General features: G+C 66.7%; 27 protein-coding genes. 9 read left to right on the plus strand and 18 right to left on the minus strand.

Annotated elements, in window-relative coordinates; translation table 11 throughout:
• Positions 1-15: 15 nt before the first annotated feature.
• The 4 genes from C4B30_RS02595 to C4B30_RS02610 form a co-directional block, all read right to left on the minus strand.
• Positions 16-237 (minus strand): hypothetical protein, encoded by a 222-nt coding sequence (locus tag C4B30_RS02595; protein ID WP_105131632.1) that lies wholly within the window; start codon positions 235-237, stop codon positions 16-18.
• A gap of 434 nt (positions 238-671) precedes the next feature.
• Positions 672-860, minus strand: a complete 189-nt coding sequence (locus tag C4B30_RS02600; protein ID WP_105131633.1) for a 4-oxalocrotonate tautomerase — start codon at positions 858-860, stop codon at positions 672-674.
• Positions 861-925: 65 nt separating this feature from the next.
• On the minus strand, positions 926-1699 hold the full coding sequence (locus tag C4B30_RS02605) for a class II aldolase/adducin family protein (protein ID WP_105131634.1): 774 nt from the start codon (positions 1697-1699) through the stop codon (positions 926-928).
• Positions 1677-2567, minus strand: coding sequence for an urea transporter (locus C4B30_RS02610; RefSeq protein WP_105131635.1), 891 nt, complete (start codon positions 2565-2567; stop codon positions 1677-1679). The genes C4B30_RS02605 and C4B30_RS02610 overlap by 23 nt, the downstream gene beginning before the upstream one ends.
• A gap of 340 nt (positions 2568-2907) precedes the next feature.
• Between C4B30_RS02610 and C4B30_RS02615 the strand changes: the two genes are divergently transcribed.
• Together C4B30_RS02615 and C4B30_RS02620 are read left to right on the plus strand one after the other, a co-directional pair.
• Positions 2908-3666, plus strand: a complete 759-nt coding sequence (locus tag C4B30_RS02615) for a Fic family protein (RefSeq protein WP_325047894.1) — start codon at positions 2908-2910, stop codon at positions 3664-3666.
• An 89-nt stretch (positions 3667-3755) separates the two neighbouring features.
• The gene (locus C4B30_RS02620) at positions 3756-4319 is read left to right on the plus strand and encodes a putative glycolipid-binding domain-containing protein (RefSeq protein ID WP_105131636.1); all 564 of its coding nucleotides are present in this window, start codon (positions 3756-3758) and stop codon (positions 4317-4319) included.
• Here the strand turns inward: C4B30_RS02620 and C4B30_RS02625 are convergent.
• The 5 genes from C4B30_RS02625 to C4B30_RS02645 all read right to left on the minus strand — a co-directional run bounded on the left by C4B30_RS02625 (position 4271) and on the right by C4B30_RS02645 (position 9547).
• Complete coding sequence (locus C4B30_RS02625) at positions 4271-5185, minus strand: alpha/beta fold hydrolase (RefSeq protein ID WP_105131637.1); 915 nt, start codon at positions 5183-5185, stop codon at positions 4271-4273. The two genes, C4B30_RS02620 and C4B30_RS02625, sit on opposite strands and share 49 nt — an antisense overlap.
• Positions 5186-5189: 4 nt before the next feature.
• Positions 5190-6095, minus strand: a complete 906-nt coding sequence (locus C4B30_RS02630; protein ID WP_027780916.1) for a metal-dependent hydrolase — start codon at positions 6093-6095, stop codon at positions 5190-5192.
• Positions 6092-7024: an SDR family NAD(P)-dependent oxidoreductase gene (locus C4B30_RS02635; protein ID WP_105131638.1), complete on the minus strand. Its 933-nt coding sequence runs from the start codon at positions 7022-7024 to the stop codon at positions 6092-6094. The genes C4B30_RS02630 and C4B30_RS02635 overlap by 4 nt, the downstream gene beginning before the upstream one ends.
• Positions 7025-7045: 21 nt before the next feature.
• A complete protein-coding gene (locus tag C4B30_RS02640; protein WP_105131639.1) occupies positions 7046-8629 on the minus strand; it encodes a flavin-containing monooxygenase in 1584 nt (527 codons plus the stop codon).
• Positions 8630-8875: 246 nt separating this feature from the next.
• Positions 8876-9547, minus strand: coding sequence for a lysoplasmalogenase (locus C4B30_RS02645; RefSeq protein ID WP_105131640.1), 672 nt, complete (start codon positions 9545-9547; stop codon positions 8876-8878).
• A 352-nt stretch (positions 9548-9899) separates the two neighbouring features.
• Between C4B30_RS02645 and speB the strand changes: the two genes are divergently transcribed.
• Positions 9900-10862: an agmatinase gene (speB, locus tag C4B30_RS02650; protein ID WP_089501924.1), complete on the plus strand. Its 963-nt coding sequence runs from the start codon at positions 9900-9902 to the stop codon at positions 10860-10862.
• Positions 10863-11073: 211 nt separating this feature from the next.
• On the opposite strand, the gene C4B30_RS02655 is transcribed toward speB, so the two are convergent.
• The 5 genes from C4B30_RS02655 to C4B30_RS02675 form a co-directional block, all read right to left on the minus strand.
• The gene (locus C4B30_RS02655) at positions 11074-11298 is read right to left on the minus strand and encodes a hypothetical protein (RefSeq protein ID WP_089501923.1); all 225 of its coding nucleotides are present in this window, start codon (positions 11296-11298) and stop codon (positions 11074-11076) included.
• 278 nt (positions 11299-11576) lie between these two features.
• A complete protein-coding gene (locus C4B30_RS02660; protein ID WP_027780910.1) occupies positions 11577-11780 on the minus strand; it encodes a cold-shock protein in 204 nt (67 codons plus the stop codon).
• 384 nt (positions 11781-12164) lie between these two features.
• Complete coding sequence (locus C4B30_RS02665) at positions 12165-13004, minus strand: MerR family transcriptional regulator (protein ID WP_105131641.1); 840 nt, start codon at positions 13002-13004, stop codon at positions 12165-12167.
• A 9-nt stretch (positions 13005-13013) separates the two neighbouring features.
• Entirely contained in the window at positions 13014-13574 is a 561-nt protein-coding gene (locus tag C4B30_RS02670) for a GNAT family N-acetyltransferase (RefSeq protein WP_105131642.1), read from the minus strand.
• Positions 13575-13654: 80 nt separating this feature from the next.
• Positions 13655-14527 (minus strand): LysR family transcriptional regulator, encoded by an 873-nt coding sequence (locus C4B30_RS02675; RefSeq protein ID WP_105131779.1) that lies wholly within the window; start codon positions 14525-14527, stop codon positions 13655-13657.
• A gap of 131 nt (positions 14528-14658) precedes the next feature.
• Here C4B30_RS02675 and C4B30_RS02680 point away from each other — a divergent pair, with 131 nt between their 5' ends.
• Positions 14659-15657: a quinone oxidoreductase family protein gene (locus tag C4B30_RS02680; protein ID WP_105131643.1), complete on the plus strand. Its 999-nt coding sequence runs from the start codon at positions 14659-14661 to the stop codon at positions 15655-15657.
• Positions 15658-15715: 58 nt separating this feature from the next.
• On the opposite strand, the gene C4B30_RS02685 is transcribed toward C4B30_RS02680, so the two are convergent.
• Positions 15716-17230: an MDR family MFS transporter gene (locus tag C4B30_RS02685; RefSeq protein WP_105131780.1), complete on the minus strand. Its 1515-nt coding sequence runs from the start codon at positions 17228-17230 to the stop codon at positions 15716-15718.
• A 230-nt stretch (positions 17231-17460) separates the two neighbouring features.
• On the opposite strand from C4B30_RS02685, the gene C4B30_RS02690 reads away from it, so the two are divergent.
• The gene (locus tag C4B30_RS02690; RefSeq protein WP_179235124.1) at positions 17461-19020 is read left to right on the plus strand and encodes a methyl-accepting chemotaxis protein; all 1560 of its coding nucleotides are present in this window, start codon (positions 17461-17463) and stop codon (positions 19018-19020) included.
• A gap of 76 nt (positions 19021-19096) precedes the next feature.
• On the opposite strand, the gene C4B30_RS02695 is transcribed toward C4B30_RS02690, so the two are convergent.
• Together C4B30_RS02695 and C4B30_RS02700 are read right to left on the minus strand one after the other, a co-directional pair.
• Positions 19097-20764: an ATP-binding domain-containing protein gene (locus tag C4B30_RS02695; protein ID WP_105131644.1), complete on the minus strand. Its 1668-nt coding sequence runs from the start codon at positions 20762-20764 to the stop codon at positions 19097-19099.
• Positions 20765-20887: 123 nt separating this feature from the next.
• The gene (locus tag C4B30_RS02700; RefSeq protein ID WP_027780902.1) at positions 20888-21742 is read right to left on the minus strand and encodes a helix-turn-helix domain-containing protein; all 855 of its coding nucleotides are present in this window, start codon (positions 21740-21742) and stop codon (positions 20888-20890) included.
• Positions 21743-22229: 487 nt separating this feature from the next.
• Between C4B30_RS02700 and C4B30_RS02705 the strand changes: the two genes are divergently transcribed.
• From C4B30_RS02705 to C4B30_RS02725, 4 genes are all read left to right on the plus strand, one after another.
• Complete coding sequence (locus tag C4B30_RS02705) at positions 22230-22439, plus strand: hypothetical protein (protein WP_027780901.1); 210 nt, start codon at positions 22230-22232, stop codon at positions 22437-22439.
• A gap of 168 nt (positions 22440-22607) precedes the next feature.
• Positions 22608-22883, plus strand: a complete 276-nt coding sequence (locus tag C4B30_RS02710) for a hypothetical protein (RefSeq protein ID WP_027780900.1) — start codon at positions 22608-22610, stop codon at positions 22881-22883.
• A gap of 630 nt (positions 22884-23513) precedes the next feature.
• Positions 23514-24848: an NAD(P)/FAD-dependent oxidoreductase gene (locus C4B30_RS02720; RefSeq protein WP_105131645.1), complete on the plus strand. Its 1335-nt coding sequence runs from the start codon at positions 23514-23516 to the stop codon at positions 24846-24848.
• Positions 24849-24909: 61 nt separating this feature from the next.
• Positions 24910-26004 carry a potassium channel family protein gene (locus tag C4B30_RS02725; protein ID WP_027780897.1) on the plus strand — a complete coding sequence of 365 codons (1095 nt, stop codon included), beginning with the start codon at positions 24910-24912 and terminating at the stop codon, positions 26002-26004.
• 102 nt (positions 26005-26106) lie between these two features.
• On the opposite strand, the gene C4B30_RS02730 is transcribed toward C4B30_RS02725, so the two are convergent.
• The gene (locus tag C4B30_RS02730) at positions 26107-26733 is read right to left on the minus strand and encodes a TetR/AcrR family transcriptional regulator (protein ID WP_089501918.1); all 627 of its coding nucleotides are present in this window, start codon (positions 26731-26733) and stop codon (positions 26107-26109) included.
• Positions 26734-26813 lie beyond the last annotated feature (80 nt).

Below are 26813 nucleotides of genomic sequence, written 5' to 3' on the forward strand. Positions count from 1 at the left end.
CGGCGCGGGCCGGGATCATGAGAGTTCGGGCGACTTCAGGTCGGGGTGGCGTGCATGGAGCGGATTCATGAAGTCGACCAGCATCGTGGTCAACAGCGACGAAACGAATGTGCGATAGATCACGAACTCGGCGTCGGGACACGACGCTTTCACTGTCAGCAGGGAGCGGTCCAGATCGGCGCCCATTTGCAGGATCAGATCATTCAGCGCACGTGCGACGTGTTTGTCCGAAATCATGTGTTGCCTGTTGGTACGATCATTGGCGAATATTTCGCTCGGGTATTTCTCTCCGCGTTCGACGCCGCGGCAGGGTCTCGAGCGCGTTGCAGGTGGTCGGGTTGCCGACGAAAACAACAACGCTGCTTCGCGTACCAAGGAATAAATAATGATTCGTTATGCGAATATATTTGCATAAAAAATCTGCAGAAAATATTTGATTCACTTCGCAGTTGGATCGGAATGCTCCCTGGGCGCGGCGATGTTCTCGAAAGTTAGTGGTAGCGAGAATCGTTGTCAACGGCGATATATCGAGATAGCTGCCGGCGATCGGGTATTTGAAGAGGCTGCAGGATGTCGATCGAGAGGGCGGTCAGATCGGAACCGCATCGCGACCAGACGATGACGACGCGCTGCCCTGTTTCGGAAGCGCGTCGTTTTGGTGCGACGCGCTTTTAGAGCTCGTCGCTCCGCAGCTTCCCGGCGGTCGCCCAGTTCTCCTTCTTCACGTCGGTGATGATGATGTCGACCGAGCCCGGCGTGCAGCCGAGCGTCTCGCACGTGACGCGCGTGATCGCTTCGACGAATGCGCGCTTCTGCTCGACGGTGCGGCCTTCGAACAGCTGGATATTGAAAGTCGGCATGACACATGCTCCGGTTGGGATTGAACGATTGACGATGAACGATTCGGTGGGGTGCGGCGACGGCGTCAGTCGCGATACGACGGATCGATCCGGTCGAGCCGGCGCAGCAGCGCCGGCCATTCCAGCTCGCCTTCGATCGCGCCGCCGTCGCGCAGTTGTTCGGCGGTGCGGTCCGCGACGGCCGGGTCCGGCAGCACGAGCGACCCGCCGCCTGCCTGCGCGCGGATCTGGATGTAGCACGCCTTGATCAGCGTATCCATCAGCACATAGGCTTCGGCAACGGTCCGGCCGACCGTCAGCGTGCCGTGATTGCGCAGCAGCATCGCGGATTTCGCGCCGAGGCTCGCGGTCAGCCGCATGCCTTCGGCCGGCGAGAACGCGAGCGCTTCATAGTCGTGGTACGCGAGATCGCCATGAAAGCGCAACGCGTGCTGCGACGCGGGCAGCAGCCCGTCGCTCTGGATCGATACGGCGATGCCGGCCGTATTGTGCAGATGCATCACGCAGACGGCATCGGCGCGTGCGGTGTGCACGGCCGCATGCAGCGCGAAGCCGGTCACGTTGACGGCGTGCTCGCTGTCGCCGATCCGGTGGCCGGCCAGGTCGATCTTCACGAGGTTCGAGGCGCGCACCTCGTCGAACGTGAGGCCGAACGGGTTGATCAGAAAGTGGCCGGGCTCGCCGGGCACGGTCGCGGACAAATGCGTGTAGATCAAGTCGTCCCAGCCGTTCAGCGCGACGAGCCGGTAGGCGGCGGCGAGGTCGACGCGCAGCCGGCGCTCGGCGTCCGAGATCGGGCCGCTGGGCTTCACGGCATCAGGACGGTGTGCGAATGACATCGGGTTCTCCGAGGGTGAGGCGGCGCGCGACGGCTACGGTCACCCACGACGCGAGCGCGAACGGGGCCGTGAGCACGGGGATGCCCGCGCGCATCGCGAGCCACTGGATCAGCGCGGCGAGTGCGGCGGCCGCGAGCGCCGCACGCGGCCCGCGCGGCATCAGCGCCAGCGCGGCGAGCGCGCCGTTGAAGCCGAGCAGGCCGTCGGCGAACGCCGCGCCGCTTGCGCCGAGTGCGATCAGCAGCACGGTCGACACGAGCGCGCCGCCCAGCGCGAACGCGGTCGCGCGGCGGGATGCGACGGCGAGGCCCGCGATGACCAGCGCGCCGGCCCATGCGCCGTGCGCGAAGGTGGTTTGAGCGACGCCCGACAGCAGCGCGTCGGTTGCGGAAGCCAGCGTCAGCAGCGGGCCGGCGGTGGCGCCGTCCGCATGCTGCGATGCGACAAACGGGAGCCACAGCGCGGTGACGGCTAGGCACGGGCTCGAATATGGGCACTGGCGCCAGCGGGCGAGCGGCCTGCGCATCGTGCGCTGTACGAGTGCCGCGCCGATCGCGGCCAGCGGCGTCAGCCTGAGGGCGACGTGGGGATCGGGTGCGAATACAACGGCGATCAGCGCGGCCAGCGCGCCGTTGAAGCCATGCAGCCCCTGTTCGACGTCGCGGCGTTCGGCGCCCGTCAGCACGGCCGTCATGCTCGCCGCGGCCGAGCCGACCAGCGCCGCGCACGCGAGCCGCAGGTCGGTCAGCGCCAGCGCGACGAGCAGCAGCGCGCCGGTGAGCGCGTTCGCCTGCAGCACGATCTGCCCGATGCCGCGCAGCAGAATGCGCGGGTCGATCGACGGCGAGGCGGGGCGGGCGGTAGGCATGATGGCGGCGGAACAGGACGAGCCGCGAGCATAGGACACAATTCCATGCACCGGAATAGGGAATTCTGGATAGTCAGGATTTGTGGTCGATGCCCTGAAATGGGGCGTGAAAGGGATGTATTCGGGCGTTTGTTAGCGTTTTGGTTAGCTTTATACGGTTTATTAGCAAATTCGCGCCATTACTATCGTTTTCGCGCGCATCCAGCGATTTGCGCACGTCATCGCGCAATATTGCGGTCGTATCGACGCTCCACTAAGCGCCTCGAGCCTGCGTACGCTGCAGGCCGGCATTCTGGGCCACGATGCGTTTGGCTTGGGGGTGCGGCGTTCACCCGTCTTCGTGGGGCAGGCTACGATGCGCGAAAATATCGTGCATTACATTGCCCCCGCGTTCGAAGACGTGACGCCTATGCTGGCGGGGCTCGGCGAATTCGAGATAGCGACGCGAGGTGCCGAGCCGCTGGCACGTGCTGCTGCGTTGGCGTTCGGCTTCGTTTATATCCATCCCATGCGTGACGGCAACGGCCGGATTCATCGCTTCTTGATCAATGACTCACTGGCGCGGGACAAGGCGGTGCCGGATGGCGTGATATTGCCGATCTCGGCAACCATCACGAGCTCGACGGAGTTCCGTGCCGGCTACGATCGCACGCTCGAGGGGTTTTCTCGCTGTGTCATGCGGCGCTACGCAACGTCCTTTCGGTTCGGGGAACTCGTGACCTATGACGACGGAACGCGCAGCAACTTCGATTTCGACAGCTACGAAGATGCGCGTTTCGTCTGGCGCTATCCAGATCTGACGGCTCACGTTCTGTATACCGCGCGAGTCGTCGAGCACACGATTCGCACAGAGATGGCCGATGAAGCTAGAACACTGGTTATCTTTCAACTTGCCCAGGAGCGACTCAAGGAGGTCGTGGAGATGCCGAACCTGGATGCAGACCGGATCATTCGCTCCGTTAGGGAAAACGGCTGGCAAATCTCTCGCAAGCTCAAACAGCAGTATCCGCAGCTCGAGGACGAGCACAGAGCGGCGCGAGTCGTGGAAGCTATCCGGTCAGCGTTTGAGGGGCCGGACATAGACGTCGAACACAAATGACGCACGCTGGACTCGTCGACGGTGGCATTCTCGATTGCCGGGATTTGTGCGACGATGCCCCGCAATGGCGGAAACCGGGAGGCGGAACGATGCGTGAAGTGCGATGGGCGTCGCTCGAAGGCGACGGGGTCGAACATCTGACGTTCGACCGGAGCGGCGGCGCGATCGTCGTCGAAAGCGCGGTGGTCGGCCAGCGGTACGGCCGCGCCTACGGGCTTGCATATCGCGTCGAGTGCGATGCTCGATGGCGCGTGAGTTACGCCGTGCTCAAGGTGATGGGCGGCGGCACGCTTGAACTGCACGACGACGGGGCGGGGCATTGGCGCGACGGTTCAGGCCGTGCACTGCCGGAACTGGACGGTTGCATCGACATCGACATCGCGGCGACGCCGTTCACGAATTCGCTGCCGATCGGCCGCCTCGGTCTCGCGCGCGACGAGCGGCGGCCGATCGACGTCGCGTACATCTCCACGCCGGACCTGACGGTCACGCCGGTCAAGCAGGCTTATGCGTGCATCGAACCGGGCCGCCGCTATCGCTACGAAGGGATCTTCCGGAATTTCACCGCGGAGATGGACATCGACGACGACGGGCTCGTCGTCGATTACGAGACGCTGTTCAGACGCCTGCCGGCGCCGCCGACGGCGCGCTGAACCGCGGCGTTCGTCACCGCCGGCCGCTCCTGCGCGGACGCGAAGCGGTCGATCCGCGACGCGATCATGTCCGGGTGACGCAGCACGATCCAGTGCGTGCCGTCGATTTCCTCGCGCACGTGTTCGCCGAGCCAGCGATCGAGGCCGACCGACATCTCGGGCGTCACGTAGCGGTCGCGCACCGGAACCAGGATCTGCACCGGCGCCTGCGCGTACCGTTCGCGCGGCTTGCGGGCTCGCGCAAGGAAATTCGCACGGTACATCTGCATCCCGTTCAGCGCGTTCTTCAGTTGCACGGGATCGCGCTCGGCGCGCACGTGTTCGGTGATCTGGAGCCAGCGCGGCCACAGCGCCGCACCGCCGAGCCGCCACACCAGCGACGGTACGAGCGGCAGGTGGAAGAACGCGATGTACCACGACTTCAGGCTCTGCTTGACGCGCATCTTCGCGCGGAACACGTGATCGAGGCACGGGCCCGAGATCGACGTGTACGACGCGATGCGGCCGCGCCACGCAGGGTCGGTCACGGCCTCCCAGCACTGGATCGAGCCCCAGTCGTGGCCGACCAGGTGGAACGGCCGGCCGCCGCAGGTCGCGTCGGCCACGGCCTTCAGGTCGCCGGTGAGCCGTTCGAGCGTGTAGTCGGCACGGCGGCGCGGCGCATCGGATGCACCGGCGCCGCGCACGTCGTATGCGATCACGCGGTAGCGTTTCGCGAGCCGCGCGCGGATCGGCGCCCATACGGCCGCCGAATCGGGATAGCCATGCACGAGGATCAGCGGCGGCGCGCGACGCGACCCGCTTATGTAGACGGCGAGTTTCACGTCGCCGGACTGCACGGTCAGCATCTCGTGAGCGCGCGCCATGGCGTCATGCCTGCGCAACCGAATGCAGCGGCACGCGGCGCGGCGCGGCTTGCGCCGCATAGCGCGCGTTGGTCGCGTCGATGTTCTCGAGCAGCGTGTCGAGCCCCTGCAAGTACTGATGGTTATCGTGATCCCACGGGTGGAAGCCCGGGCGGAAGTAGTCGAGCCATTCGCGCGCGATACTCGGGAACACGCCGTTCTTCGGGCTGTACAGATACTTCACGAGGCGCCACATGCCGCCGAACTTGCCGTGTTCGCGACGGTGGGCGCGCATCAGCCGCACGTGGAAGTCGAACACGATGGCCCAGAAGAACACGGTCGTCGTCAGCATCGTGCCGGTGCGCAGCAGGTAGCTGCCGAGGCCCGGCTTCATCACGGTGCGCCACACGTCATAGGACACCGCCTTGTGCTCGGTTTCCTCCATCGCGTGCCACATCCACATCTGCTGGTAGCCTTCGACCGAACCGTCGATCCGGTGTTCGTGACCCGACAGCAACTGGTTCGCGAGGATCGCCGTGTAATGCTCGAGCGCGATCGTGATCGCGAGCTGCATCGAGTGCGGCAGCACCTTCTTGAACCAGCCGAGGATCGTCCACAGGCGCTTGTCGAGCTTGTGCGCGGGCAGGCCGGACGCCTGCAGCAGGTCGTTGTACTCGATGTGCTCGCGCGTGTGCATCGCTTCCTGGCCGATGAAGCCGAGCACCTGCTTCTTCAGCTCGGGATCCTCGATCCGGTCGCGGTAGTTGCGCACCGAATCCATGAAGAAGCGTTCGCCGGCCGGGAACAGCAGCGACAGCGCGTTCATGAAGTGCGTGACCGGCACGCCCTGCACATGCCAGTCCTTCGCGCGTTCGGGCGGCAGCGCGAAACGGATGTCGCGCCGCACGGGCATCATGTTCGGTGTCGTCATGATTGTTCTCCCTGATTGCCTGCATTGTTGTAGGTGGCGTGCACCGGCGCCGGCGCCGGCGTGCCGCGTGCGGCATGGCGGCGGGCCTTCGCGGCCTCGCGGCGCGTCGCGAGCACGACGAGCGCCTGGTAGGCGGCCGGCAGGATGCGCGCCATCCAGTCCGCGCCCTTCGCGTCGCGGCCGATCAGCACGCGGCGCTTGTTCTTGCGCACGCCGGCGAGGATCGTGCGCGCGGCGTCGTCGGCGGTCGTGATGAAGAACTTCTCGAAGCTGTCCTTGCCTTGCTGTTCGCTCTCGACGATGAAGCCGACCATGTTCTTCGCGACGCGGCTCGACTGCGCGATGTTCGTGCGGATGCCGCCCGGGTGCACGCAGGTGGCCGACACGCCGCACTTCATCATGTCGAGCTCCTGGCGCAGCGATTCGGTGAAGCCGCGCACCGCGAACTTGGTCGCGTTGTAGCCGCTCATGCCCGGCTGCGCGAAGATCCCGAAGATGCTCGACGTGTTGATCACGTGGCCGTCGCCCGATGCCTTCAGGTGCGGCAGGAACGCTTTCGTGCCGTGCAGGACGCCCCAGAAATTGATGTTCACGATCCACTCGAGATCGCTGTATTCCATGCCTTCGATCGTGCTCGACAGCGCGACGCCCGCATTGTTGAAGATCAGGTTGACCTTGCCGTGCTCCTTCGCGGTGTCGTCGGCCCACGCGAACATCGCGTCGCGATCGCCGACGTCGAGCACGCGCGTCGAGACACGCACGTTCGGCGCGATCGCGCGGACGATCCGTTCGGTTTCGGCAAGGCCGACGCCGTTCTTGTCGGCGAGCGACACGTGGCAGCCGGCCTGCGCGAGCTGGATCGCGAGCGCGCGGCCCATGCCCGAGCCGGCACCCGTGATCGCGGCGACCTTGTTGGCGAAATCTCTCATGTCGATGGCTCCTTGTCTGGCTCAGGCCGCTTCGGCGGACGTGGAAGCGGAAGCGGCCGGCGCGGCGACGGGCCGCGCGGTCGTGTCGTGCCGAGGCGCGCGATACGCGTGGTAATCGGCGATCGAGAAGCGCGCGGTTGCCTGGCGGAAGCGCCACGTGAAGCCCGGCCACAGTGTCGTGTTCTTGCCGGTGCGCGGGTCGAGGTACCAGCTCTTGCAGCCGCCCGTCGACCAGATCGCCTTTTTGAGCTTGCCCTGCAGGTCGCTGTTGAACTGCGCCTCGACGAGCGGGCGTACCTCGATCGCATCCGCGCGTTCGCGGTGCATCGCCTGCAGCGCGCCGAGGATGTATTCGATCTGCGACTCGATCATGAACACCATCGAGTTGTGGCCGAGGCCCGTGTTCGGGCCGACGATCATGAAGAAGTTCGGGTAGCCCGGCAGCGTCGTGCCGAGATACGCGTGCGCGCCGTCGCGCCACGTGTCGACGATGTCGAGGCCGCCGCGGCCGATGATCGCGCCGCGCGGATACGGATCGGCCACCTGGAAGCCGGTGCCGTAGATCAGGCAGTCGACTTCATGACGCTTGCCGTCGGCCGTCACGACCGCGTCGGCTTCGATGTGATCGATGCCGGTCGTGATCACGTCGACGTTCTTGCGCGACAGTGCCGGGTAGTAGTCGTTCGAGATCAGTACGCGCTTGCAGCCGAGCGTGTAGTTCGGCGTGACCGTCTTGCGCAGCTCCGGATCGGGAATCTGCTTGCGGATGTGGCGCAGCGCGAGCTTCTGCACGTTCTTCATCAGCGACGGATGGATCGCGAAGCCGAGCACGCGCGATTCGAGCATCCAGTAGATGCCGCTGCGCACGATCTTCTGCGTGAACGGCAGCGTGCGGAACAGCCATTTCTCGAAGCCGGTCAGGTTGCGGTCGGGCTTCGGCATGATCCACGGCGGCGTGCGCTGGAACAGCGCGAGCGCCTTCACGCGCGGCGCGATCTGCGGCACGAACTGGATCGCGCTCGCGCCGGTGCCGATCACCGCGACGCGTTTGCCTTCGAGCGCGTAGTCGTGATCCCACTGCTGCGAATGGAATGCGCGGCCCTGGAAGTTTTCGACGCCGGGAATCGCCGGCAGCGCGGCGCGCGACAGGCCGCCCATTCCCGACACCAGCACGCGCGCGGACAGCCGCTTGCCGTTCGCGAACGTGAGGCGCCAGCGTTGCGCGGCTTCGTCGTACTCGGCGCGCTGCAGTTCGTGATTCATCCGCAGGTGCGGGCCGATGCCGAAGCGCTGCACGCAGTCTTCCAGATACGCGCGGATCTCCGGCTGCGGCGCGAACATGCGCGTCCAGCGCGGGTTCGGCGCGAACGAGAACGAATAGACGTGCGATTGCACGTCGCATGCACACCCGGGGTAATGATTGTCGCGCCATGTGCCGCCGACCGACGCGGCCTTTTCGAGGACGACGAAGTCGGTCACGCCCGTTTGTTTCAGGCGGATCGCCATCCCGAGACCGGCGAAGCCGGTGCCGATGATGGCGATGTCGATGGTTTCGTCCAGGCCGTCATGGCCGGGTGGACCGAAAGGCAACGTGCGAGCATTCATCCGGGTGTCTCCGATTTGGCTCATTTCTGAATGTTACATTGTTTGATGTAACGATAGAGGGTGAGCCCGGAAACCGCAAGAGGCTAGAAGCGGCGCTCTAAGGGCCGGGAACCACGCGGGAAAAGGCTGAGCGGGGTTTGGAACGGTGCGCTTTCCGCGATGCGGGATGAGCGGAAAAGGCCGTCGACAGGGCGAGTCAGGGAAGAAGCATGACCGCCGGCGTGCGGCGGCCTGTTTGAAACGGTATCAGGGACGGATCGATCGGGCGGCCGTCTCATGGAAAACCCCGGCCACGATCGTGACCTGCGCGAGCGCATAGAGGCTCCAGATCCCATAGTCGATGCCCGGAAAACCGCCGAGGAACCGGCCGACGCCGATCAGCGTGTCGGAGCCGACGAAGATCAGGCTGCCGATCGCGACCAGCGGACCGCGCGTGCGGGCGGCGAGCGCGAAGCTCGCCATCACGCACAGCACGAGCATGTAGACGGCGACCGGCGCCAGCAGCTCGCCGAGGTGCGGGAAGAACGCCGCGTAGAACGCCGGCGCGGCGATCCACAGCCCGACGAGCGCAACGATGCGCCAGCCGTGCGGCCGCGCGCGCCACCGAAAGAAAATCGCGCAATAACACAGGTGCGTGAGCAGGAACGCGCCGAGGCCGAGGACGAACGACAGCGGCCAGTCGGGCAGCGCGAGCAGCACGTCGCCGAGTACGGCGGTCGCGAGCGCCGTGCACAGCCACGCGCGTTCGCGCGGCGCGCTGCAGGTGCTGCCCGCCGCGAGCAGCAGGATGCCCATCGCGGCTTTCGCGGCGGCCTGGCCCGGATAGGGCGCGGCGGCGAGCGACAGCCCGTAGAGCAGCGCCGCGGCGATGGCGAGCGGCCAGAGCCGGCGGTAGGCGGCGGGAAGTGTGGCGATCAAGGCGGGTGTCTCCGGTTCGTTGTCGTCCGCGGCGGACGGCGCGGTCGACGGCGCGGCTGCCGGCCATTATCCGGAAGAACCGGTGCGCGAAAACCGGCGAATCCTTCTAGGAAACGACCGCGACGGGCCGCGATGCCGCCATCGGATTTTTCCGCACGTTGCCCCGGTTGAACCGGGGCAATGGCTGCGAATCGGCTTGCTATGATCGCCGCGGTATTGCCGTTGCCGATGTCCCGCCTCGCGTCGCGACTGGATGCGCGAGCCGGTGCATGCCCGATGAATCCATGCCGTGCCCGGCCCGCGTGCGCAGTCGAAGCGGGGCCGCCCGGCCACCACGAAAACAAGCCCGACCATGACCGAACTTCTCCACGGCGACGGTGCGATCCGTCGCACGACGCCGTACGGTTCCTCGATCGAAAACACCTATGCGGGCGTGCTGTCGTTCATGCGCCGCAACTACTCGCGTGCGCTCGACGGTGTCGATGTCGCGATCTCGGGCGTGCCGCTCGATCTCGCGACGACCTATCGTTCCGGTGCGCGGCTCGGGCCGGCCGCGATTCGCGCGGCGAGCGTGCAGCTCGCGGAGCTCAATCCGTATCCGTGGGGCTTCGATCCGTTCGACGATCTCGCGGCCGTCGACTACGGCGACTGCTGGTTCGACGCGCACAACCCGCTGTCGATCAAGCCGGCGATCGTCGAGCATGCGCGCACGATCCTGCGCTCGGGCGCGAAGATGCTGACGCTCGGCGGCGACCACTACATCACGTATCCGCTGCTGGTCGCGCACGCGGAGCGCTACGGCAAGCCGCTGTCGCTGATCCATTTCGACGCGCACTGCGATACGTGGGCCGACGACGATCCGGACAGCCTCAATCACGGGACGATGTTCTACAAGGCGGTGAAGGAAGGGCTGATCGATCCCGCGACGTCGGTGCAGGTCGGGATCCGCACGTGGAACGACGACTTTCTCGGAATCGAGCGGCTCGATGCCGCCTGGGTGCATGACCATGGTTCGCGGGCGGCGGTCGAACGGATCGTCGAGATCGTCGGCGCGCGGCCTGCATATCTGACGTTCGATATCGATTGTCTCGATCCCGCATTCGCGCCGGGAACGGGGACGCCGGTGGCCGGCGGGTTGTCGTCGGCGCAGGCGCTGGCGATCGTGCGGGGGCTCGGGGCGGTGAATCTGGTCGGGGCGGATGTGGTGGAGGTGGCGCCTGCGTACGATCACGCCGACATCACGGCGATCGCGGCCGCGCATGTGGCTTGCGATCTTCTCTGCTTGTGGCGGCAGAAGAAGGTGGCGGGTCGCTGAAGTCGGTGAACGGACGTGTGAGGCAGGAGGCCGGTGGGCAGCTTGCCCGCCGGTTTTTTGATGGCCGTCTGCGCTGATATCGCGAGTACGTCGTCAACGTCCGCGCGAGAGGGCGCAGCTTGACGACGACATCGAAGGGACGATCCGGAAGTTCGAACCGACCGCACCGACGACTCATGCGCGATGAGTGCCGGTACTGGGGGCGCTGCCGTCAACCGCGCGTATCGACCCAGTTGCGTGCCCAGCGCGCCGAATGCGCCAGCGCCTGCGCTTCGCTCGTGAAGTAATCGAGCGAATAGAACTGGTAGCGGCCTTCGTCGTGCGCGCTATCGGCACGTTCGAGCAGCAGATTGGAAGAAAAACGCCCGTCGGGCAGGCGATGCGCCGAGGGTTGGACGGCATAGCCGTTGTACTGTTGAATTCGTTGGTTATGCATTTTAATTTTAATGATGATCGAGTGCGCGCGTGCCGTGCGAAATACGCACGGGTATGCCGATTCAATGCCATTGCGAGCTGAATCTGACGCAGTCGGAAAGCGAAAATAAGGCGTTGCGGCCGGAGGGGGGATGAAGTGCAACGAGACGTGTGGCGCTGGGCAAGCTGCTAACTAAACCGATGCAGCTCAAGCCGATCGCGCCAACTTTAGGAGACGAAGCTCCGTGAGGATGTCGCTGCGACCCGGCGTCCGTCGCGGGATGCCGGGCCCTTCAAACGTTACAGCGGCTGGATGTTGGCCGCTTGCAGACCCTTCGGGCCTTGCTTCGTTTCGAAGCTCACTTTTTGATTCTCAGCCAGCGTCTTGAAGCCGTCGGTGCGAATTTCGGAGAAGTGAGCGAACAGGTCGTCGCCGCCCTTGTCCGGAGTGATGAAGCCAAAGCCTTTGCTGTCGTTGAACCACTTGACGATACCGGTATCCATGAAGATTCCTTGAGAAAAATATACGAAGATTTGCTCTGTTGAAGAGCGCCTGAAGCGTCAAGGAGGGAGAGGACAACGAATACCGCTGGGAGGAGCGAGCAATTGATGAACAGCAATCGGACTTCTTGGACTTCGACGCATACATTAACCGCCGGGCGGGTTGGCGTCAACCGATAACTTGTAACTGTTTTCGCGGCGCGGCCGTTACCGTGAGCGCAGCGATGCGACGGCGTCCGGCTGGAATGAGGGCCGACCGGCGCTGCCGGCCGTTCGCCGACCCATGCGAGCGGCGGTTCTCCCCTGCAACGGCCGCCGGTCTTTCCGCGAACCGGATACGCACGCGTTGTAGCGACGAGCCGACGCATGCATGACGGGGCGGCGGCCCTATGCGTCGTCGCCGTCGCCTTGCGTATCGCTCGTACCGGAGTGCCGCGCCGCTTCGTCGCTGAGCTTCTTGTCGAGGATCGTCGCGACCCGCCCGCCGAGATACGCGCTGGCGGCAGTTTCGAGTGCGCGGTTCGTCTCGCCTTCGACGAACACGGCCGCGAGCGGGCGCAAGCGCCAGATCGCGTCGACCAGTTCGGGCACGTCGGTGGCCGGCGGCAGCGTGCCGGCGTCGTAGCGGTCGAGCCGCTTCACGACGAGATCGACGAGCAGCCGCGCGATTGCGTCGAAATGCGGCCGCGCGAGGCTGATCACGTCGAGCAGCTCGCGCGGCGGAATCCCTTCCTTCGTCATCGCGGCCGCCGCCTCGAGCAGCGCGGGGCTTTTCGCGACGAACGACAGGCCGTGCCGTTCGAGCAGCCCGAGCTCGGTCACGCGCGACAGTTGCGTGGTCGCCTGCGGGCCGAACATCTGGGCGAGCGCGGCGAGCGAATAGGTTTTCGGCAACTCGTGCGACCAGCGGCTGCCGATCGCGTTTTCGAGGCCGAGGATCGAGCGCAGGTCGTGGCCTTCGTCGATCGCCTTGATCAGGTCCTGGATGTTCGACAGCGTGTAGCCGCGCGCGAGCAGATGGTTGATCAGCTTCAGGCGCGCGACGTGCGTGTCGTCGTAGATGCCGACGCGCCCGCGTTTCTCGGGCGGTGCGAGCAGCCCGCGATCCTGGTAGGCGCGGACGTTGCGCACGGTGGTATCGGACACGCGCGCGAGTTCGTCGACCGTGTACTCGTTGCGGGAATCCGGCGCGGCCTCGTCGGGCGTGGAATGAGTCTGTTTTGACATGCGGCCATTCTAGCGCGGGGCGGCAGGCTCGGGCGAGGCGGGGCGCGTGTTCGCGCCGTCGCCGAGCGGGCGCTGCAGCAGCGCCGTGTCGATCCAGCGGCCGTGCTTGAAACCGACCGCTTTCAGCAGGCCGGCCGGCTCGAAGCCGAACGCGCGATGCAGCGACGTCGAGCCGCCGGTGCCGCCGTCGGCGATCACCGCGATCATCTGTCGCCACGGGCCGCCTTCGCAGTGGGCGATCAGCGCCGCGAGCAACGCGCGGCCGATTCCGCGCCCACGCTGGGCATCGTCGATATAGATCGAATCCTCGATCGTGAAGCGGTACGCGCTGCGCGTGCGGTACGGCGTCGCGTAGGCGTAGCCGGCTACGCGGCCGTCGCATTCGGCGACGAGATACGGCAACCCGTGGCGCAGCACCGCGTCGCGGCGTGTGCGCAGTTCGGCGACGTCGGGCGGCGTTTCCTCGAACGACGCGACGCTGTGGTGAACGTGGTGCGCATAGATCGCGTGGATCGCATCGAGGTCGGCGTCGGTCGCGTCGCGCACGACGCAGGCGAGAGCGGTAGGCATGGCGGCAGGGCGAGTGAAATCAGAACGCTACCATGCCGGCCGCCGCCGCGCGTGGCAAAGCCGTTTGCGGTGTCGGCGGCTTACAGCCGGCCGTCCGCCGCATGCACCGCGTCGGCGATCGCGTCGGCGACGCGCTGCACGCGCGGCGAACGGCGCACGTCCGGATGAACGACGAGCCAGATCTCGCGCTCGATGTCGCAGCGCGGCGCGGCCGTCAGCTCGACGAGCGGCGCACCGGCGTGCGCGGCCGGATCGTCGACGAGAAACCGCGGCAGCAGCGCGACGCCGGCCCCGGCTGCGCACGCGCGATGCTGCGCGGCCAGGTCGTTGGCGATGAACGCAAAACGGCGTCCGGCCGCGAAGCGTTCGAGCCATTGCTGCTGCGGCGTTTGCGCGAGCGCATCGTCGTAGCCGACGAATGGCCAGGTGTCGGGCGGCGCGTCGGCCCATTCCGGCGCCGCGCACAGCGCGAAGCGCATCGTGCCGAGCCGGCGCGCGGCGAGCCCCGGTTCGCTTGGCCGCGACAGCCGCACCGCGAGATCGGCTTCGCGCGCGTACAGGTTCGCCGCATGCATCTCGCCCATCAGGTCGATCCGCAGCGCCGGCCATGCGCGCTGCGCGCGGGCCAGGCGCGGCGCGAGGAAATGGCTGGCGAATACCGGCGACGCCGATACGCGCACCGCGCCGTCGAGCGCGGCCGCGCCTTGCGCCGCGCGCGCGAATGCATGCGCGTCGGCTTCGAGGCGCGCGGCGTGCTCGGCGAGGTGCAGCCCTTCGTCGGTCGGCGGCCAGCCGCGCGGCAGCCGGTCGAACAGCCGGATCCCGAGTGCCGACTCCAGCGCGTCGATGCGCCGCGCGACCGTCGAATGCTGGACCTGCAGCGCCCGCGCTGCCGCCGACAGGCTGCCGCCGCGCATCACCGCCACGAAGTAGCGGATGTCATCCCAGCTCATCGGCAGCGCGGGCGCGGCGGCAGACTCGTGATCGGTCGAATTTTGCACAGTAGATGGGTGTTAATCGTGAATTCCGTTCGATTATGCACGATGAGATGATCGTGTCACTTCATTCAATAGCGAGGAACGTCATGACCCAAACCGCCAACGCCATCCGGATCGGGATCGACCGTTACGGCGACGCCAGCGTGCTGCGCCGCGTCGATGCGCCCGTCGCGCCGCCCGGCGCCGGCGAAGTACGGATTCGCCAGACCGCGATCGGCGTGAATTTCGTCGACATCTATTTCAGGACGGGCGCGCACGCGTTGCCCGCGCTGCCGGCGGCACTCGGTGTCGAGGCGGCCGGCGTGATCGACGCGGTCGGGCCGGGCGTGACGGATCTCGTGCCCGGTCAGCGCGTCGCGTATGGCGGCATGCCGACCGGCAGCTATGCGAGCCTGCGAACGATGCCGGCCGAACGCGTGCTGCCGATTCCCGACGGGCTGAGCGACGAAGCCGCCGCCGCGGGACTGCTGAAGGGGATTACCGTCTACATGCTGCTGCATCGCGTCCGGCAGGTCGGCGCCGGCGATACGGTGCTCGTGCATGCGGCGGCCGGCGGCGTCGGGCTGCTGGCGACGCAGTGGGCGCGCGCGCTCGGCGCGCGGGTGATCGGCACGGTCGGATCGGCCGCGAAAGCCGCGCTGGTGCGCGCGCACGGCGCGGAAGCGGTGGTCGATTATCGCGAGGAGGATTTCGTCGCGGCCGCGCGTGCATTCGGCGGCGGGGCGGGCGTCGATTACGCGATCGACGGAATCGGCGGCGACGTGCTGACCCGCACGCTCGGGGCGGTTCGTCCATTCGGGATGGTCGCGAGCATCGGGCAGGTGGCCGCGATCGGCACGCGGCAGACGTTCGATCTCGACGAATTGGGCCCGGCCCGTTCGATTGCGCTTGCGCGGCCGAGCGTGCTCGGTTTCATCGCGCGCGACGTCGGCGCGTATCGGGACGCCGCGCGTGCGACGCTCGACCGGCTGGCGGGCGGAATGCACGTCGAGATCGGCGCGCGGCTGCCGCTCGAACAGGCGGCCGATGCACACCGGTTGCTGGAGTCGCGCGCGACGACGGGCGGTGTCGTGCTGCTGGCGTGACGGCGGGCGCGGGCGGCTCGCGAGGCGGCTCGACGGTCGCTCGGCGAGCCGCGGGCGCTCAGTTGTGCTTGCGCAGCGGTGCATCCTCGACGAACCACGCGAGCACGAACGCGATCGCGATCACCGTCGCGGCCGACAGATACACGACGTGCAGCGAGCCGGCGAACGCGTGCAGGTACGCGTCGCGCACGGCGTCCGGCAACTGGTGCACGGCGAGCGGGCCGAGCGCGGCTGGCAGCTCGGTGCCGGCCGGCAGCGCGTTCATCATCCGCGATTGCAACCCGTGCGAAAACAGCGCGCCGAATGCGGCGACGCCGAGCGAGCCGCCGATCGAGCGGAACAGCGTCGCGCCCGACGTCGCCACACCCATGTGCCGGAATTCGACCGTGTTCTGCACGGCGAGCGTCAGCACGGGCATCACCATCCCGAGCCCGATCCCGAGCAACGCCATGTACGCGTACATCGTGTGCAGCGGCGTATCGAGCGTCAGCGTCGACAGCAGCGCCATCGCGACGCCGCCCATCAGCGTCCCCGCGATCGGAAACGGCCGGTACGATCCGAACCGCGAGATCAGCCGCCCGCTGACGATCGAGGTCACGAGCATCCCGCCCATCATCGGCAGCAACTGCATGCCGGCCTGCGACGGCGTCGAACCCTTCACGACCTGCAGGTAGAGCGGGATGAACGTGACCGAGCCGAACAGCGCGATGCCGACCACGAAGCCGATCAGGCTGACCAGCACGAAGGTGCGATGACGGAACAGCTCGAGCGGCATGATCGGCTCGGCCGCGACGCGCTCCTCATAAATGAAGCCGCCGATCGCGACGAGACCGAGCACGAGCGTCATCCACAGCTGGGGCGACGTCCACGGCAGCAGCGAGCCGCCTTCGCTCGTGAACAGGATCACGCAGGTGAGGGCGGTCGCGAGGAACGCGGCGCCCATGTAGTCGATCCGGTGCTTCACGTGCGCGGTGTGCGGCCGGAACGCCATGCCGATCACCGCGAGCGCGAGCAGGCCGAGCGGCAGGTTGATCGTGAAGATCCAGCGCCAGGAAAGATGCTCGACCAGGAAGCCGCCGAGCAGCGGGCCGACGATCGTCGCGAGGCCGTAGACGCCGCCGAACATCCCCTGGTAGCGCGCCCGGCGATCGGGTGGGACCAGATCGCCGATCGCAGCCATCGTGACGACCATCAGGCCGCCGCCGCCGAGCCCCTGCAGCGCGCGCAGCACGATCAGTTGCGTCATGTCCTGCGCGATGCCGCATAGGGCGGAGCCGGCGAGGAACAGCACGATCGCGACCTGCAGCACGATCTTGCGGCCGTACAGGTCGCCGAGCTTGCCGTACAGCGGCAGCACCACGGTGGACGACAGCAGGTACGCGGTGACGACCCACGACAACTGATCGAGCCCGCCGAGTTCGCCGACGATCGTCGGCAGCGCGGTCGACACGATCGTCTGGTCGAGCGCGGACAGCAGCATGACGAGCAGCAGCGCGGCGACGATCAGCCCGGTCGGCGCGTCGCGGCGGGCCGCGTCGGCGGCCGGCGGAGTGAGGAAAGTGTCGGTTGTCATCGAGATATCTGCCATGGCAGGGAATTGAATCGAAATATAGCCATGGATGGTTGACTAGTCAATTTCTGCTCAGCCTCGATATGTTGCAGTCGTAACCGGAGATTGCCGCCCCAGGAATTGACCCCGATCAGCTGCAAAGCAGGGACGGACTCAAGTTTTTTGCAGGCAAACCGTAATACAGCATGCCGCGGACCGATTGCCGCGGCACTTTTCATCGCTCACGTGCCGTCATGAACCTGAACGCCCTGTTTTCCCGTTTCTCGATCCGTACGCGGATTTTCTCCACGCTCGGCCTCGTCGCCGTGCTGCTCGTCGTGTCGGGCCTGATCGGCCTCGCGGGCATGCAGAGCTCGAACCGCGCGCTCGACGAGGCCTATACGCGGCAACTCGCCGCAAAGACCGCGCTGTCCGCGGCGAGCCTGAACCTGACGATCGTGCGCACGACGCTCGACCGCGCGCTGCTGCACCCGGAAGCGCCGGACGTACCCGATCTCGTGAAGAAGGCCGAGGGCTATCTCGCGAAGGCCGACACGGCGTGGCGCAACTACGCGGCGATGCCGCACGGCGACGACGAAGGTCCGCTCGCGAGCCGCCTCGATGCCGCGCGCCAGGCGCTGATCGGGCAGGCGCTGAAGCCGCTGATCGACGCGATTCGCGAAGGGCGGCGCGACGAAGCCGACCGGTTGCTGATGACGGTCGCACCGCCGCTGTCGGTCGCGCTCACGCAGGCGACCGACGCGCTCGATGCGTACCAGGCCGCGCGCGGCAAGGACGTGTACGACACCGCGCAGACCTATTACGGCTGGATGCGCATGGGCGCGATCGCGGGCATCGCATTTGGCCTGGCCGCGTGCCTCGGTTGCGCGATCGGCCTGCATTTCGCGATCACGCAACCGGTGAATCGCCTGCTGTCGCATTTCCGCCGGCTGTCGGACGGCGATCTCACGTCGGAAGTGCGCTGGTCGTCGCGCGACGAGATGGCCGAACTGGTCAAGGGCGTGACCGGCATGCAGCGCAGCCTCGCCGATACGGTGCGCCAGGTGAGCCAGGGATCCGAGGCGATCTCGACGGCGACGCACCAGATCGCGGCCGGCAACACCGACCTGTCGCAGCGCACCGAGGAACAGGCGTCGGCGCTGCAGGAGACGGCCGCGAGCATGGAGCAATTGACGGCAACGGTAAAGCAGAACGCCGACCACGCGCTCGAGGCGCAGGCCTGCGCGGACAGCGCGGGCGAGATCGCGACGCGCGGCGCGACGGTCGTCGGCGAGGTGATCGGCACGATGAACGAGATCGACCGGAGCTCGCAGAAGGTCGCCGACATCATCGGCACGATTGAGGGGATCGCGTTCCAGACCAACATCCTCGCGTTGAATGCGGCGGTCGAAGCCGCGCGCGCGGGCGAGCAGGGCCGCGGCTTCGCGGTGGTCGCGGGCGAGGTGCGCACGCTGGCGCAACGCTCGGCGTCCGCGGCGAAGGAAATCCGCACGCTGATCGGCGAATCGGTCGAACGCGTCGCGACCGGCTCGCGGCTCGTGGGCATGGCCGGCACGACGATGCAGGACATCCAGCAGGCGATCGGGCGCGTGACGGGCATCATGACGGAGATCGCGGCCGCATCGAGCGAGCAGCGCGACGGGATCGAGCAGGTGAACCGCGCGGTGTCGCAGATGGATCAGGTGTCGCAGCAGAACGCGGCGCTGGTCGAGCAGGCGGCCGCGGCGGCCGCGTCGCTCGAGGAACAGGCGGATGGGCTGCGTCGCGCGGTAGGGGCGTTTCGGGTGGCTTGACGGACGGTGGCCGGCGGCGGGGCGGGCACTCGCCTGCAGTCGTTGCGCGCCGCGCAACGGCCGCTCGCCCGCCGCGTCAACCCGCCGCGAGTTGCGCGGCCGCCCGTGACGACGCGACGATCAGCAGCTTCATCGTCGCGCGCGTCGCGCCGACGAACAGCTTGCGCGCGGCACGCGCGTCGAGCGTGTCGAAGTCGACTTCGGTCAGGATCACGCACGGCGCCGATTGGCCCTTGAAGCGGTAGATCGAATCGAGCAGCACGTCGCCTTCGCGATACTCGGGGTTGCCGAACAGATCGTACTTGCCGGTGAAGCGTTTGATCCGGTGCGGGCCGAGCTGGTCGAGCGGCGCCAGCACCGAGCCTTCGCGGCCGCGGTACGACAGCACCGCGATGTCCTGCTTGCGGAAGCCGAGCGACAACGCATGCGTGATCGCACGCTTGGTCGCGTCGATGCAGGCTTGCGCCAAGGCGTCGTCCGACGCGCCATCTTCGCCGTATGCCGACACCGACGGATCGGAGCCGTCGAACGGGCTGCCCGAGCGCAGTTCGGCCGCGAGCGGCTCGGCCCGGCCGACGACGTCGCGCACGAATTCGAGCAGGTCGCGCGGGCTGCGGTAATTCGTGAGCGCCTTCAGCGTGATCCAGCCGGGCAGCGCGACGGGTTCGCGCATGTACAGGTTCTGCAGCGGATCTTCCAGCCACCACCATGCGCCGTCCGGCGCGAGCAAGCGCTCCAGCGCGGCCGCCCACGGCGCGTGGAAATCCTGCCCTTCGTCGACCACCAGCACGTCGAAGCGCCAGCGTTCGGGAATCGGCGTTTGCGCGAAGCGCGCCTCGAGCCGCTCGAATTCGCCGGGCACCTGGAAGTCGGGCGTATAGCCGCCGTCGCGCGCGACCCAGTCGCACAGCTGGTGGTAGTTCGCGATCTTCGCGCCGGGCGGCGCGATGCGCGCGATGTAGTCGGCGAGCGGCCGGTTGAAGCATACGTAGAGCACACGCTGGCCGGCCGCGACGGCATCTCGCATCACCTGCACCGCGAGCTGGGTCTTGCCCGAACCCGCGGTGCCGGTGACGCGCAGCCGGAACGGCGTGAACTCGAGCTGGCGCGCCCATGCGGCGAGCCCGCCCGACAGCCGTGTGACGAGCGTGCCGGCCTGTCCGACGAGCGCGCTCGTATCGGGCGTGAGCGCGAGTTCGTCCGCGAGGAAATGGTGGAGCTTCGGCGCGTTCGGAAAGGGCTCGTCGTCCTCGGGCAGGATCTGCAGGATCACTTGCGCGAGCTGCGCCTTGCGCGACGCATCGACGATGCGCTCGGGCGCGACGCCGGCGATCGACGCGTCGCGGATCGAATAGTCGGGGCAGTACAGCAGCGCCTCGACGCCGTAGACGCCCGCGCCGAGCGCGGCCGTCAGGCGCCGATGCAGCGTCTCCTGCGTGCGCGCGAGCTGGATCGGGACATTGCGCTCCTTCTGCAGGTAGACCTTCACGAGCCCTTTCGGGGTTTCGCGCAGGAAGCCGGCCTTCTGCTCGATCAGCAGCACGCGGCCGGCCGGACTCACGACGACGAACGCGGCTTCGCCGAACACCGAGAACGCCTGGTCGGCGCGCGTCCAGTGGACGCCGTGATACACGGTGTAGCCGTCGGGCAGCGCGTGTTCGAGCGCGGCGAGCGTCTCGCGCTCGCGTTCGGCCGCGCCGGTCGCGGCGAGGCTTTTCCAGTCGTCGGGGATGAGGCGGGCCATGGAGTCGGGCGGCGGATGCCGGCGTGCGCGTGAACGGGTGCGGCTATTGTACTGAGGAACCGCTCCATGCCCGCGACGCTGCGCGTGCGTTGGCCGTTCGACGGGCGGCCGGCCCGTCGGACGTCAGCCGCGCGCGAGGCGCTTCGCGAGATCGGCGCTGAGGATCGCCATGCGCGCGGGTTTTTCGTAGCACACCACGTCGAACGCGCGGATCACTTCGCTGATGTCGGCTTCGCTCGCGCGGCCGGTGAGCAGGTCGCCCGTCAACACGAAAATCGGCGCGCCCGGGTTGTCGGACGTGCGCACGGCCTTGATCGCGGTCGCGGCCGTCCCGTCGTCGAACAGCCATTCGGTCAGGACCGCGTCGAAGGCCTGGCCCTGCAGCGCGTCGACGAAGGCCGCGAGCCCGTCGAACGCGGCCGTCGCGAAACCCTGCCGTTCGAGATAGCGGCACAGCTCGGTCGCGCTGACGCGATCGGGGTCGATCACCGCGACGACGAGCTTGTCGCTCTCCGCGCGGCGCGGATAGATCTCGATCTTGTGCACGTCGTACGCGTTCTGGTACAGCACGCCGGTATGGCGCAGCACGCGCCAGCGGCCGTTCTGTTCGTACGCGACGAACTCGGGGCGCGCACCGGCTTCGAGCGGCGCGCCGATCCATGCGGTGCACGGAATCTCGGCGACGCCCGCATACAGGACGGCTTCCTGCGAATAGGCGCCGACCATGCCGGGGTCGAGCGTTTGCGCGCCGAACAGCTGGGCGGCGGGTTCGCCGTACGCTTCGGCGACTTTCTTGATCTGCGCGAGCGTCCAGGGGCTGCTGCCGCGCAGTTTGCGGTGGCCTTGCGAGAAACTCAGATCGAGGATGCGGCACAGCTCGGTGGTCTGCTGGCGCTTGCCGATGCCGTTGCGGGTCATCAACTCGCGCACGCGCTCGGCAACCGCGAGGGAATCCGTGGTGATTGCTTCAGTGGTCATGCTACGGGGACGGATCGTGACGTTCAGAACGACGCCTTGCGGCAGTCTCGGCGGACAGTCTTCATGACGTCCAATGGCGAGCCGACCGGCCACGCACGGAAAAGATAACTTTACCGCAAAATGGTCGTCATTCAGTGTGGTGAAAGGTGCGTTTGTGTGAAAGGTGTGTCATGAAGTTACGCCCGGCCTGCCGCGGCGCGTATGCGCGACGGTGCGTTCGACACCTTCCGGTCTGCATTTCGATGGGCTCGGATGCGATTCCATACGAGACGGCAAGTAATCGCCGCATGATGCACCAACGCGGGGCGTGTACTCGCTCGGCCCGACGTATTCAACTCATTTTTACAGGATATCGCGCAGCGGACGGTCGAGGCCCTCGTCGGACGATCGATCGATAGTTTCCTCTAGTGAAACCGACGTGGATACATTTTCGAGGCCCGCGCAGCCGCATGCTACGATTTTGCCGTCTCAAAAAAGTGTTGAACCGATGCAGAAGAAATTCTTGATGCGCGGATACGAAATGAACTGCGAGCCGCGCGTGACGGAGGCCGGCAAATACGCCGCGCAGGTCGAGGTCACGAAAGTGGGTTTCAGCCGTGAGGCTGCGTTCCGCAAGCTGGGTGAATTCGAGACCGAAGCCGAAGCGGTCGCATACGCGAGACAATTCTCCGAAGAATGGCTGAGCCGCTATGCGTAGTGCAGGGCATGCCCGTGCAATGCGGGCGTCGGGTCGGCCGGCGGTGCGGCGCCCCGAACGACGGGAAATTGCTGCCTGAATATTGCGAATACGTCCGGAAATTTGTAGATTGACGACTCCTGTTGTGAGGTATCGACCGTCCGAAGGCGACGCAATCGGAGACTGCGAATGTCCACTTTGTGCATGCAGACCGTCGTTCACGGCAAAACTGTCCAGATCGTGCTGTCGCCCGAGCAGCGCACGGCCAGGATCGACATCATCGATGACGAAGGCGGCAGCTATCCGCCCCGCACGATGAGCATCGAGCGGTACGTCAACGCGGGCATGGCCGACGACGAAATCGCGCGGCATGTTCTCGAAGTCGTCACGATGTCGATCGAGCAGCTTGCGAGGCTGCAGCCGTTCGATCGCGCGGCAGGCACGCAAACGCGCTATTCGCACTGAGGGCGCCGGCGTAGCGGCGGCCTCCCGCGCAGACCGCGAAGTCCTGGGCCGAATGGCCGCGTGGTTTATCGAGCGCTCGACATGTCGCCGTCGACGCCATCGAGCCGGCACGCATCGAGTGCGCGTTCGCGCTACGTCGGCATGTACATGAACGGCTCGCCGTCGTCTCGCTCGACGGACGACAGCCGCCGAAGCTGACCCAGCGCGAACGGCTCCGGCATCGATCGGGCATCGTCCGTCATTACATTTGCAGTCCTGATCGATAAAAATCCGGATGGGCGAGGGGGCATCGTGTCGGGCATCGCTCCCGTCGGCGCAGCAGTTCGCGTTACGCTCGGCGAGCTTGCATTGTCGAATGGCATTTCCGCGACCGCGTTGGGTGTCGGCGAGCCGGCATCGGCCGACAATTCCACCGCTGCCGGTATCGACGCGCAAGCGACGGCAACCGTCGGTACAACATGCGGCCGCGGCGCCGTGGCATCGTCAGGCCGCGCCACCGCGGTCGGCGTCGATGCGATGACGGACCCCGAAGGGATGGCCGAATGACGGTCTTCTGAAATTTATCGCTTCATGTGACGACGTTGCCGCGATAAGCTTTGCCGGTCATGCATCGATACCCGACAAAAAACAATGACCACCACCTATCCGCTGCACGACGCATTGAGCCACGCCGATACGGCGTTTCCGCTTGACGCCGACGTCGTCATCGCCGGCGCCGGCATCATGGGCTGCGCGGCCGCTTACTACCTCGGCCTGCGCGGCCTGAAAGCCGTCGTGCTCGACAAGTCGCGCATCGCCGGCCAGCAATCGACGCGCGCGTGGGGCTTCGTGCGACAGCAGGGGCGCGAATCGGCCGAAGTGCCGCTGATGATGGCCGGCATGCGAATCTGGGAAGGCCTGGAGCAGGCGCTCGGCTTCGATCTCGAATGGCGGCAGGGCGGCTGCCTCTACATGGCGGACAACGAAGACGACTGGGCCTCGTTCCAGGGGTGGCTCGCTGTCGCGCGCGAGCACGGGCTCGACACGCGCACGCTGACGCGCGCACAGATCGACGAGCGCGTGAGCGGGCTGTCGGCGCACGCGCGTACCCTCGGCGGCTTGTATACGGCAACCGACGGGCAGGCCGAGCCGCGTCGCGTGGCCGCCGCATTCGCGGCGCGCGCGACCGAGGCCGGCGCGCGTTTCTTCGAAGGATGCGGTGTGACCGCGATCGAGACGGCCGGCGGCGCGGTCGTCGGCGTCGCGACCGAACGCGGCACGATCCGCACGCGTCGCGTGATCTGCGCGGCCGGCGCGACCAGTTTCCGGCTGCTCGACGGCGTCGGCATCCGGCTGCCGCAGCAGGCCGTGCGCGGTACCTGCATGCGCACCAACGTGGTCCCGCCGGTGTCCGCTGCGACGGTGTGGGGCCATGGTCTCGGCATTCGGCAGCGCAAGAACGGCGCGATCAATCTCGCCGACGACATGCAGGTCGACGTCGATATGACGCTCGGCCATCTGCGCGGATTGAGCCTCTTCTGGCCGGAATTCTGGTCGCAGCGCGACAAGTTCCGGCTGCACCTCAATGCGTCCGCATGGCGCGACGTGCTCGCACGCATCAACGGCGCGACCGGGCCGATCGAGCCGCGCGATCCGCAGCCCCAGCCGAATCGCGCGCATGCGCCGCGCGCGCTCGCGAAGCTCAAGGCGATCTTTCCCGCGCTGAAGGATGCGCAGATCGTCGAGGCATGGGCCGGCCTGATCGACGTGTTGCCCGACGGCATTCCGGTGATCGATGCGCCCGGCACGCCGGCGGGGCTCGCGATCGCAACGGGGTTCTGCGGGCACGGTTTCGCGATGGGGCCGATCGTCGGCCGGCTGCTCGCCGAATGGGTCGACACGGGAGCGCCGTCGCTCGACCTGTCGGCGTTTCGCGCGCAGCGTTTCGTCGACGGGACGATGGTGCGGCCGCGCAGCATGCTGTGACCGGCCGGGCGCACGCGTTCCCGTCGTAGAATCGAGCCCGCATCCTTCAGGAGACTTCCCGTTGGCAACGCCATCCGATCAGCGCCGCTCGTTGCGCTTGCGTCTGCGTCGCGCCCGCAATCCGTGGCAGGCGCCGCGCGCACGCACGCTGTTCACGCGCCCCGCGACGTCGCCGCAGCGCACGCTGCTGTTCCGTCTCGGCGCGGTCGTGCTGTTGTGCACGCTTGCGTTCGTCGTGCTGTATCTCGATCGCGACGGCCTGCGCGATTCGACCAAGAGCACGCCGATGACCGTGGCCGATCTCGTGTACTTCACGATGGTCACGGTCGCGACGGTCGGCTACGGCGATATCGTGCCCGTCACGGCGCGGGCGCGCCTGCTCGATGCATTCTTCATCGTGCCGATCCGCATCGGCATCTGGTTCATTTTCCTGGGCACGGCGTATCAGTTCGTGATCCAGCGCGTCGTCGAGGAATTCCGCATGAAACGCCTGCAGAAGCAACTGTCCGATCACATCGTCGTGTGCGGTTACGGCCTGTCGGGGTCGATCGCGGTGCGCGAGTTGCTGGAGAGCGGCGTCGATCCGGCCACGATCATCGTGATCGATTCGCAACAGCAGGCCCTCGAGGCGGCGACGTCGCTCGGCGTGACGGGATTGCTCGGCGATCCGGCGCATGAGGATCTGCTGCAGCAGGCGCAGGTGCGCGCGGCGAAGGCCGTGATCATTTCGGTGACCGACGATCCCACCGCGATCCTGCTGACGCTGTCGGTGCGCAGCATCGCGCCCGATACGAAGATCGTCGTGCGGATCCAGGAGAATCTGTACCAGCGGCAACTGCGGCAGGCCGGCGCGGACGTGATCGTGTCGTCGACGAAGATCGGCGCGCTGTTGCTGGCGGATGCGGTCCATAGCCGCTACATCGTGCCGTTCGTGAACGACATGCTGTCGACGCGCGGTCGCGCGACGCTGATCGAGCGCGAGGCGCTGCCGCACGAGATCGGCTGCATGACCAATGTCGTGCCGGGCGCGATCGTGGTCGGGCTCGACCGCTGCGGGAAGATCCAGTCGTTTTACGAGGATCCGCCGTGCCGGATCGAGGCGGGCGATACGCTGGTGGTGATTCAGTCGTCGCGGATTCCGGATGCGGATGCCTGACGGAGCGCGATAGACTCACGTCAGCGGGGTGCGAACTGGACGACTCGCGATCCGGCTCCGTCGCGGAGCCCGTCATCCCGTCGTTGCCCGCAACCTCGCAGGTCAACGCACGGGCGTCGCCGCGGCCAGCATGCTGCGCAGGAACACCATGATCATGTGCCCGATCGGCACCTCGGACAAAACCGACTGCTGCAGTGACAAGCCTTGCGAGAGCCCCATGAACGACACGGCCAGGACGGTCGGCGATTCGGGCGGCACTTTCTTCAGCCTCGCGAAAATCTGTTCGATGCAATAGGCCAGGCCGTCACGGTGGGTGTCCAGCAACGCCTGCGACGCCGTTGCAAAAGCGGGATTGCGGCGCCCCTGAAGCTTGAACTCGACACCCAGCACCGACCATTCGGGTTCGGCATCTACCGTCTTCGACCAGACTTCCAGCGCATTCAATATGTCTTCCCCGGACGCGGACGGGTCGCTCAGCGCCCGGGCGATGTCGGCCACTTGCGTCTTCGAGCGCTCCTGCATCAGCTCGACGAACAACGCCTCCTTGCTGGCGAAATTCGAATAGAACGCGCCCTGCGTGTAGCCGGCCTCGGCCGCGATATCCCTGAGCGACGTGGCGCCGAAACCTCGGTCGACAAACAGCCGCTTCGCCGCGGCAAGCAAATGTGCACGGGTCTGCAATCGACTTTCTTCGCGGCTCAGCCGCGGGGGAAGGGGCGCCATGTTCATGGCGGGAAGGATATCAGTTGATATTTGAGATGGATACCATTACGATCTCATTTCATATATCACTTGATATATGAAATGCA

Origin of the sequence: Burkholderia sp. BE12 (genome assembly GCF_002959955.1) — a bacterium.
Classification (GTDB): Bacteria; Pseudomonadota; Gammaproteobacteria; order Burkholderiales; family Burkholderiaceae; genus Burkholderia.

Excerpts from the sequence above, each read along its gene's own strand:
- C4B30_RS02595 (WP_105131632.1), bottom strand. The coding sequence starts at position 237 with ATGATTTCGGACAAACACGTCGCACGTGCGCTGAATGATCTGATCCTG.
- C4B30_RS02600 (WP_105131633.1), bottom strand. The coding sequence starts at position 860 with ATGCCGACTTTCAATATCCAGCTGTTCGAAGGCCGCACCGTCGAGCAG.
- C4B30_RS02605 (WP_105131634.1), bottom strand. The coding sequence starts at position 1,699 with ATGTCATTCGCACACCGTCCTGATGCCGTGAAGCCCAGCGGCCCGATC.
- C4B30_RS02610 (WP_105131635.1), bottom strand. The coding sequence starts at position 2,567 with ATGCCTACCGCCCGCCCCGCCTCGCCGTCGATCGACCCGCGCATTCTG.
- C4B30_RS02620 (WP_105131636.1), top strand. The coding sequence starts at position 3,756 with ATGCGTGAAGTGCGATGGGCGTCGCTCGAAGGCGACGGGGTCGAACAT.
- C4B30_RS02625 (WP_105131637.1), bottom strand. The coding sequence starts at position 5,185 with ATGGCGCGCGCTCACGAGATGCTGACCGTGCAGTCCGGCGACGTGAAA.
- C4B30_RS02630 (WP_027780916.1), bottom strand. The coding sequence starts at position 6,095 with ATGACGACACCGAACATGATGCCCGTGCGGCGCGACATCCGTTTCGCG.
- C4B30_RS02635 (WP_105131638.1), bottom strand. The coding sequence starts at position 7,024 with ATGAGAGATTTCGCCAACAAGGTCGCCGCGATCACGGGTGCCGGCTCG.
- C4B30_RS02640 (WP_105131639.1), bottom strand. The coding sequence starts at position 8,629 with ATGAATGCTCGCACGTTGCCTTTCGGTCCACCCGGCCATGACGGCCTG.
- speB (WP_089501924.1), top strand. The coding sequence starts at position 9,900 with ATGACCGAACTTCTCCACGGCGACGGTGCGATCCGTCGCACGACGCCG.
- C4B30_RS02655 (WP_089501923.1), bottom strand. The coding sequence starts at position 11,298 with ATGCATAACCAACGAATTCAACAGTACAACGGCTATGCCGTCCAACCC.
- C4B30_RS02660 (WP_027780910.1), bottom strand. The coding sequence starts at position 11,780 with ATGGATACCGGTATCGTCAAGTGGTTCAACGACAGCAAAGGCTTTGGC.
- C4B30_RS02665 (WP_105131641.1), bottom strand. The coding sequence starts at position 13,004 with ATGTCAAAACAGACTCATTCCACGCCCGACGAGGCCGCGCCGGATTCC.
- C4B30_RS02670 (WP_105131642.1), bottom strand. The coding sequence starts at position 13,574 with ATGCCTACCGCTCTCGCCTGCGTCGTGCGCGACGCGACCGACGCCGAC.
- C4B30_RS02675 (WP_105131779.1), bottom strand. The coding sequence starts at position 14,527 with ATGAGCTGGGATGACATCCGCTACTTCGTGGCGGTGATGCGCGGCGGC.
- C4B30_RS02680 (WP_105131643.1), top strand. The coding sequence starts at position 14,659 with ATGACCCAAACCGCCAACGCCATCCGGATCGGGATCGACCGTTACGGC.
- C4B30_RS02685 (WP_105131780.1), bottom strand. The coding sequence starts at position 17,230 with ATGACAACCGACACTTTCCTCACTCCGCCGGCCGCCGACGCGGCCCGC.
- C4B30_RS02690 (WP_179235124.1), top strand. The coding sequence starts at position 17,461 with ATGAACCTGAACGCCCTGTTTTCCCGTTTCTCGATCCGTACGCGGATT.
- C4B30_RS02695 (WP_105131644.1), bottom strand. The coding sequence starts at position 20,764 with ATGGCCCGCCTCATCCCCGACGACTGGAAAAGCCTCGCCGCGACCGGC.
- C4B30_RS02700 (WP_027780902.1), bottom strand. The coding sequence starts at position 21,742 with ATGACCACTGAAGCAATCACCACGGATTCCCTCGCGGTTGCCGAGCGC.
- C4B30_RS02705 (WP_027780901.1), top strand. The coding sequence starts at position 22,230 with ATGCAGAAGAAATTCTTGATGCGCGGATACGAAATGAACTGCGAGCCG.
- C4B30_RS02710 (WP_027780900.1), top strand. The coding sequence starts at position 22,608 with ATGTCCACTTTGTGCATGCAGACCGTCGTTCACGGCAAAACTGTCCAG.
- C4B30_RS02720 (WP_105131645.1), top strand. The coding sequence starts at position 23,514 with ATGACCACCACCTATCCGCTGCACGACGCATTGAGCCACGCCGATACG.
- C4B30_RS02730 (WP_089501918.1), bottom strand. The coding sequence starts at position 26,733 with ATGAACATGGCGCCCCTTCCCCCGCGGCTGAGCCGCGAAGAAAGTCGA.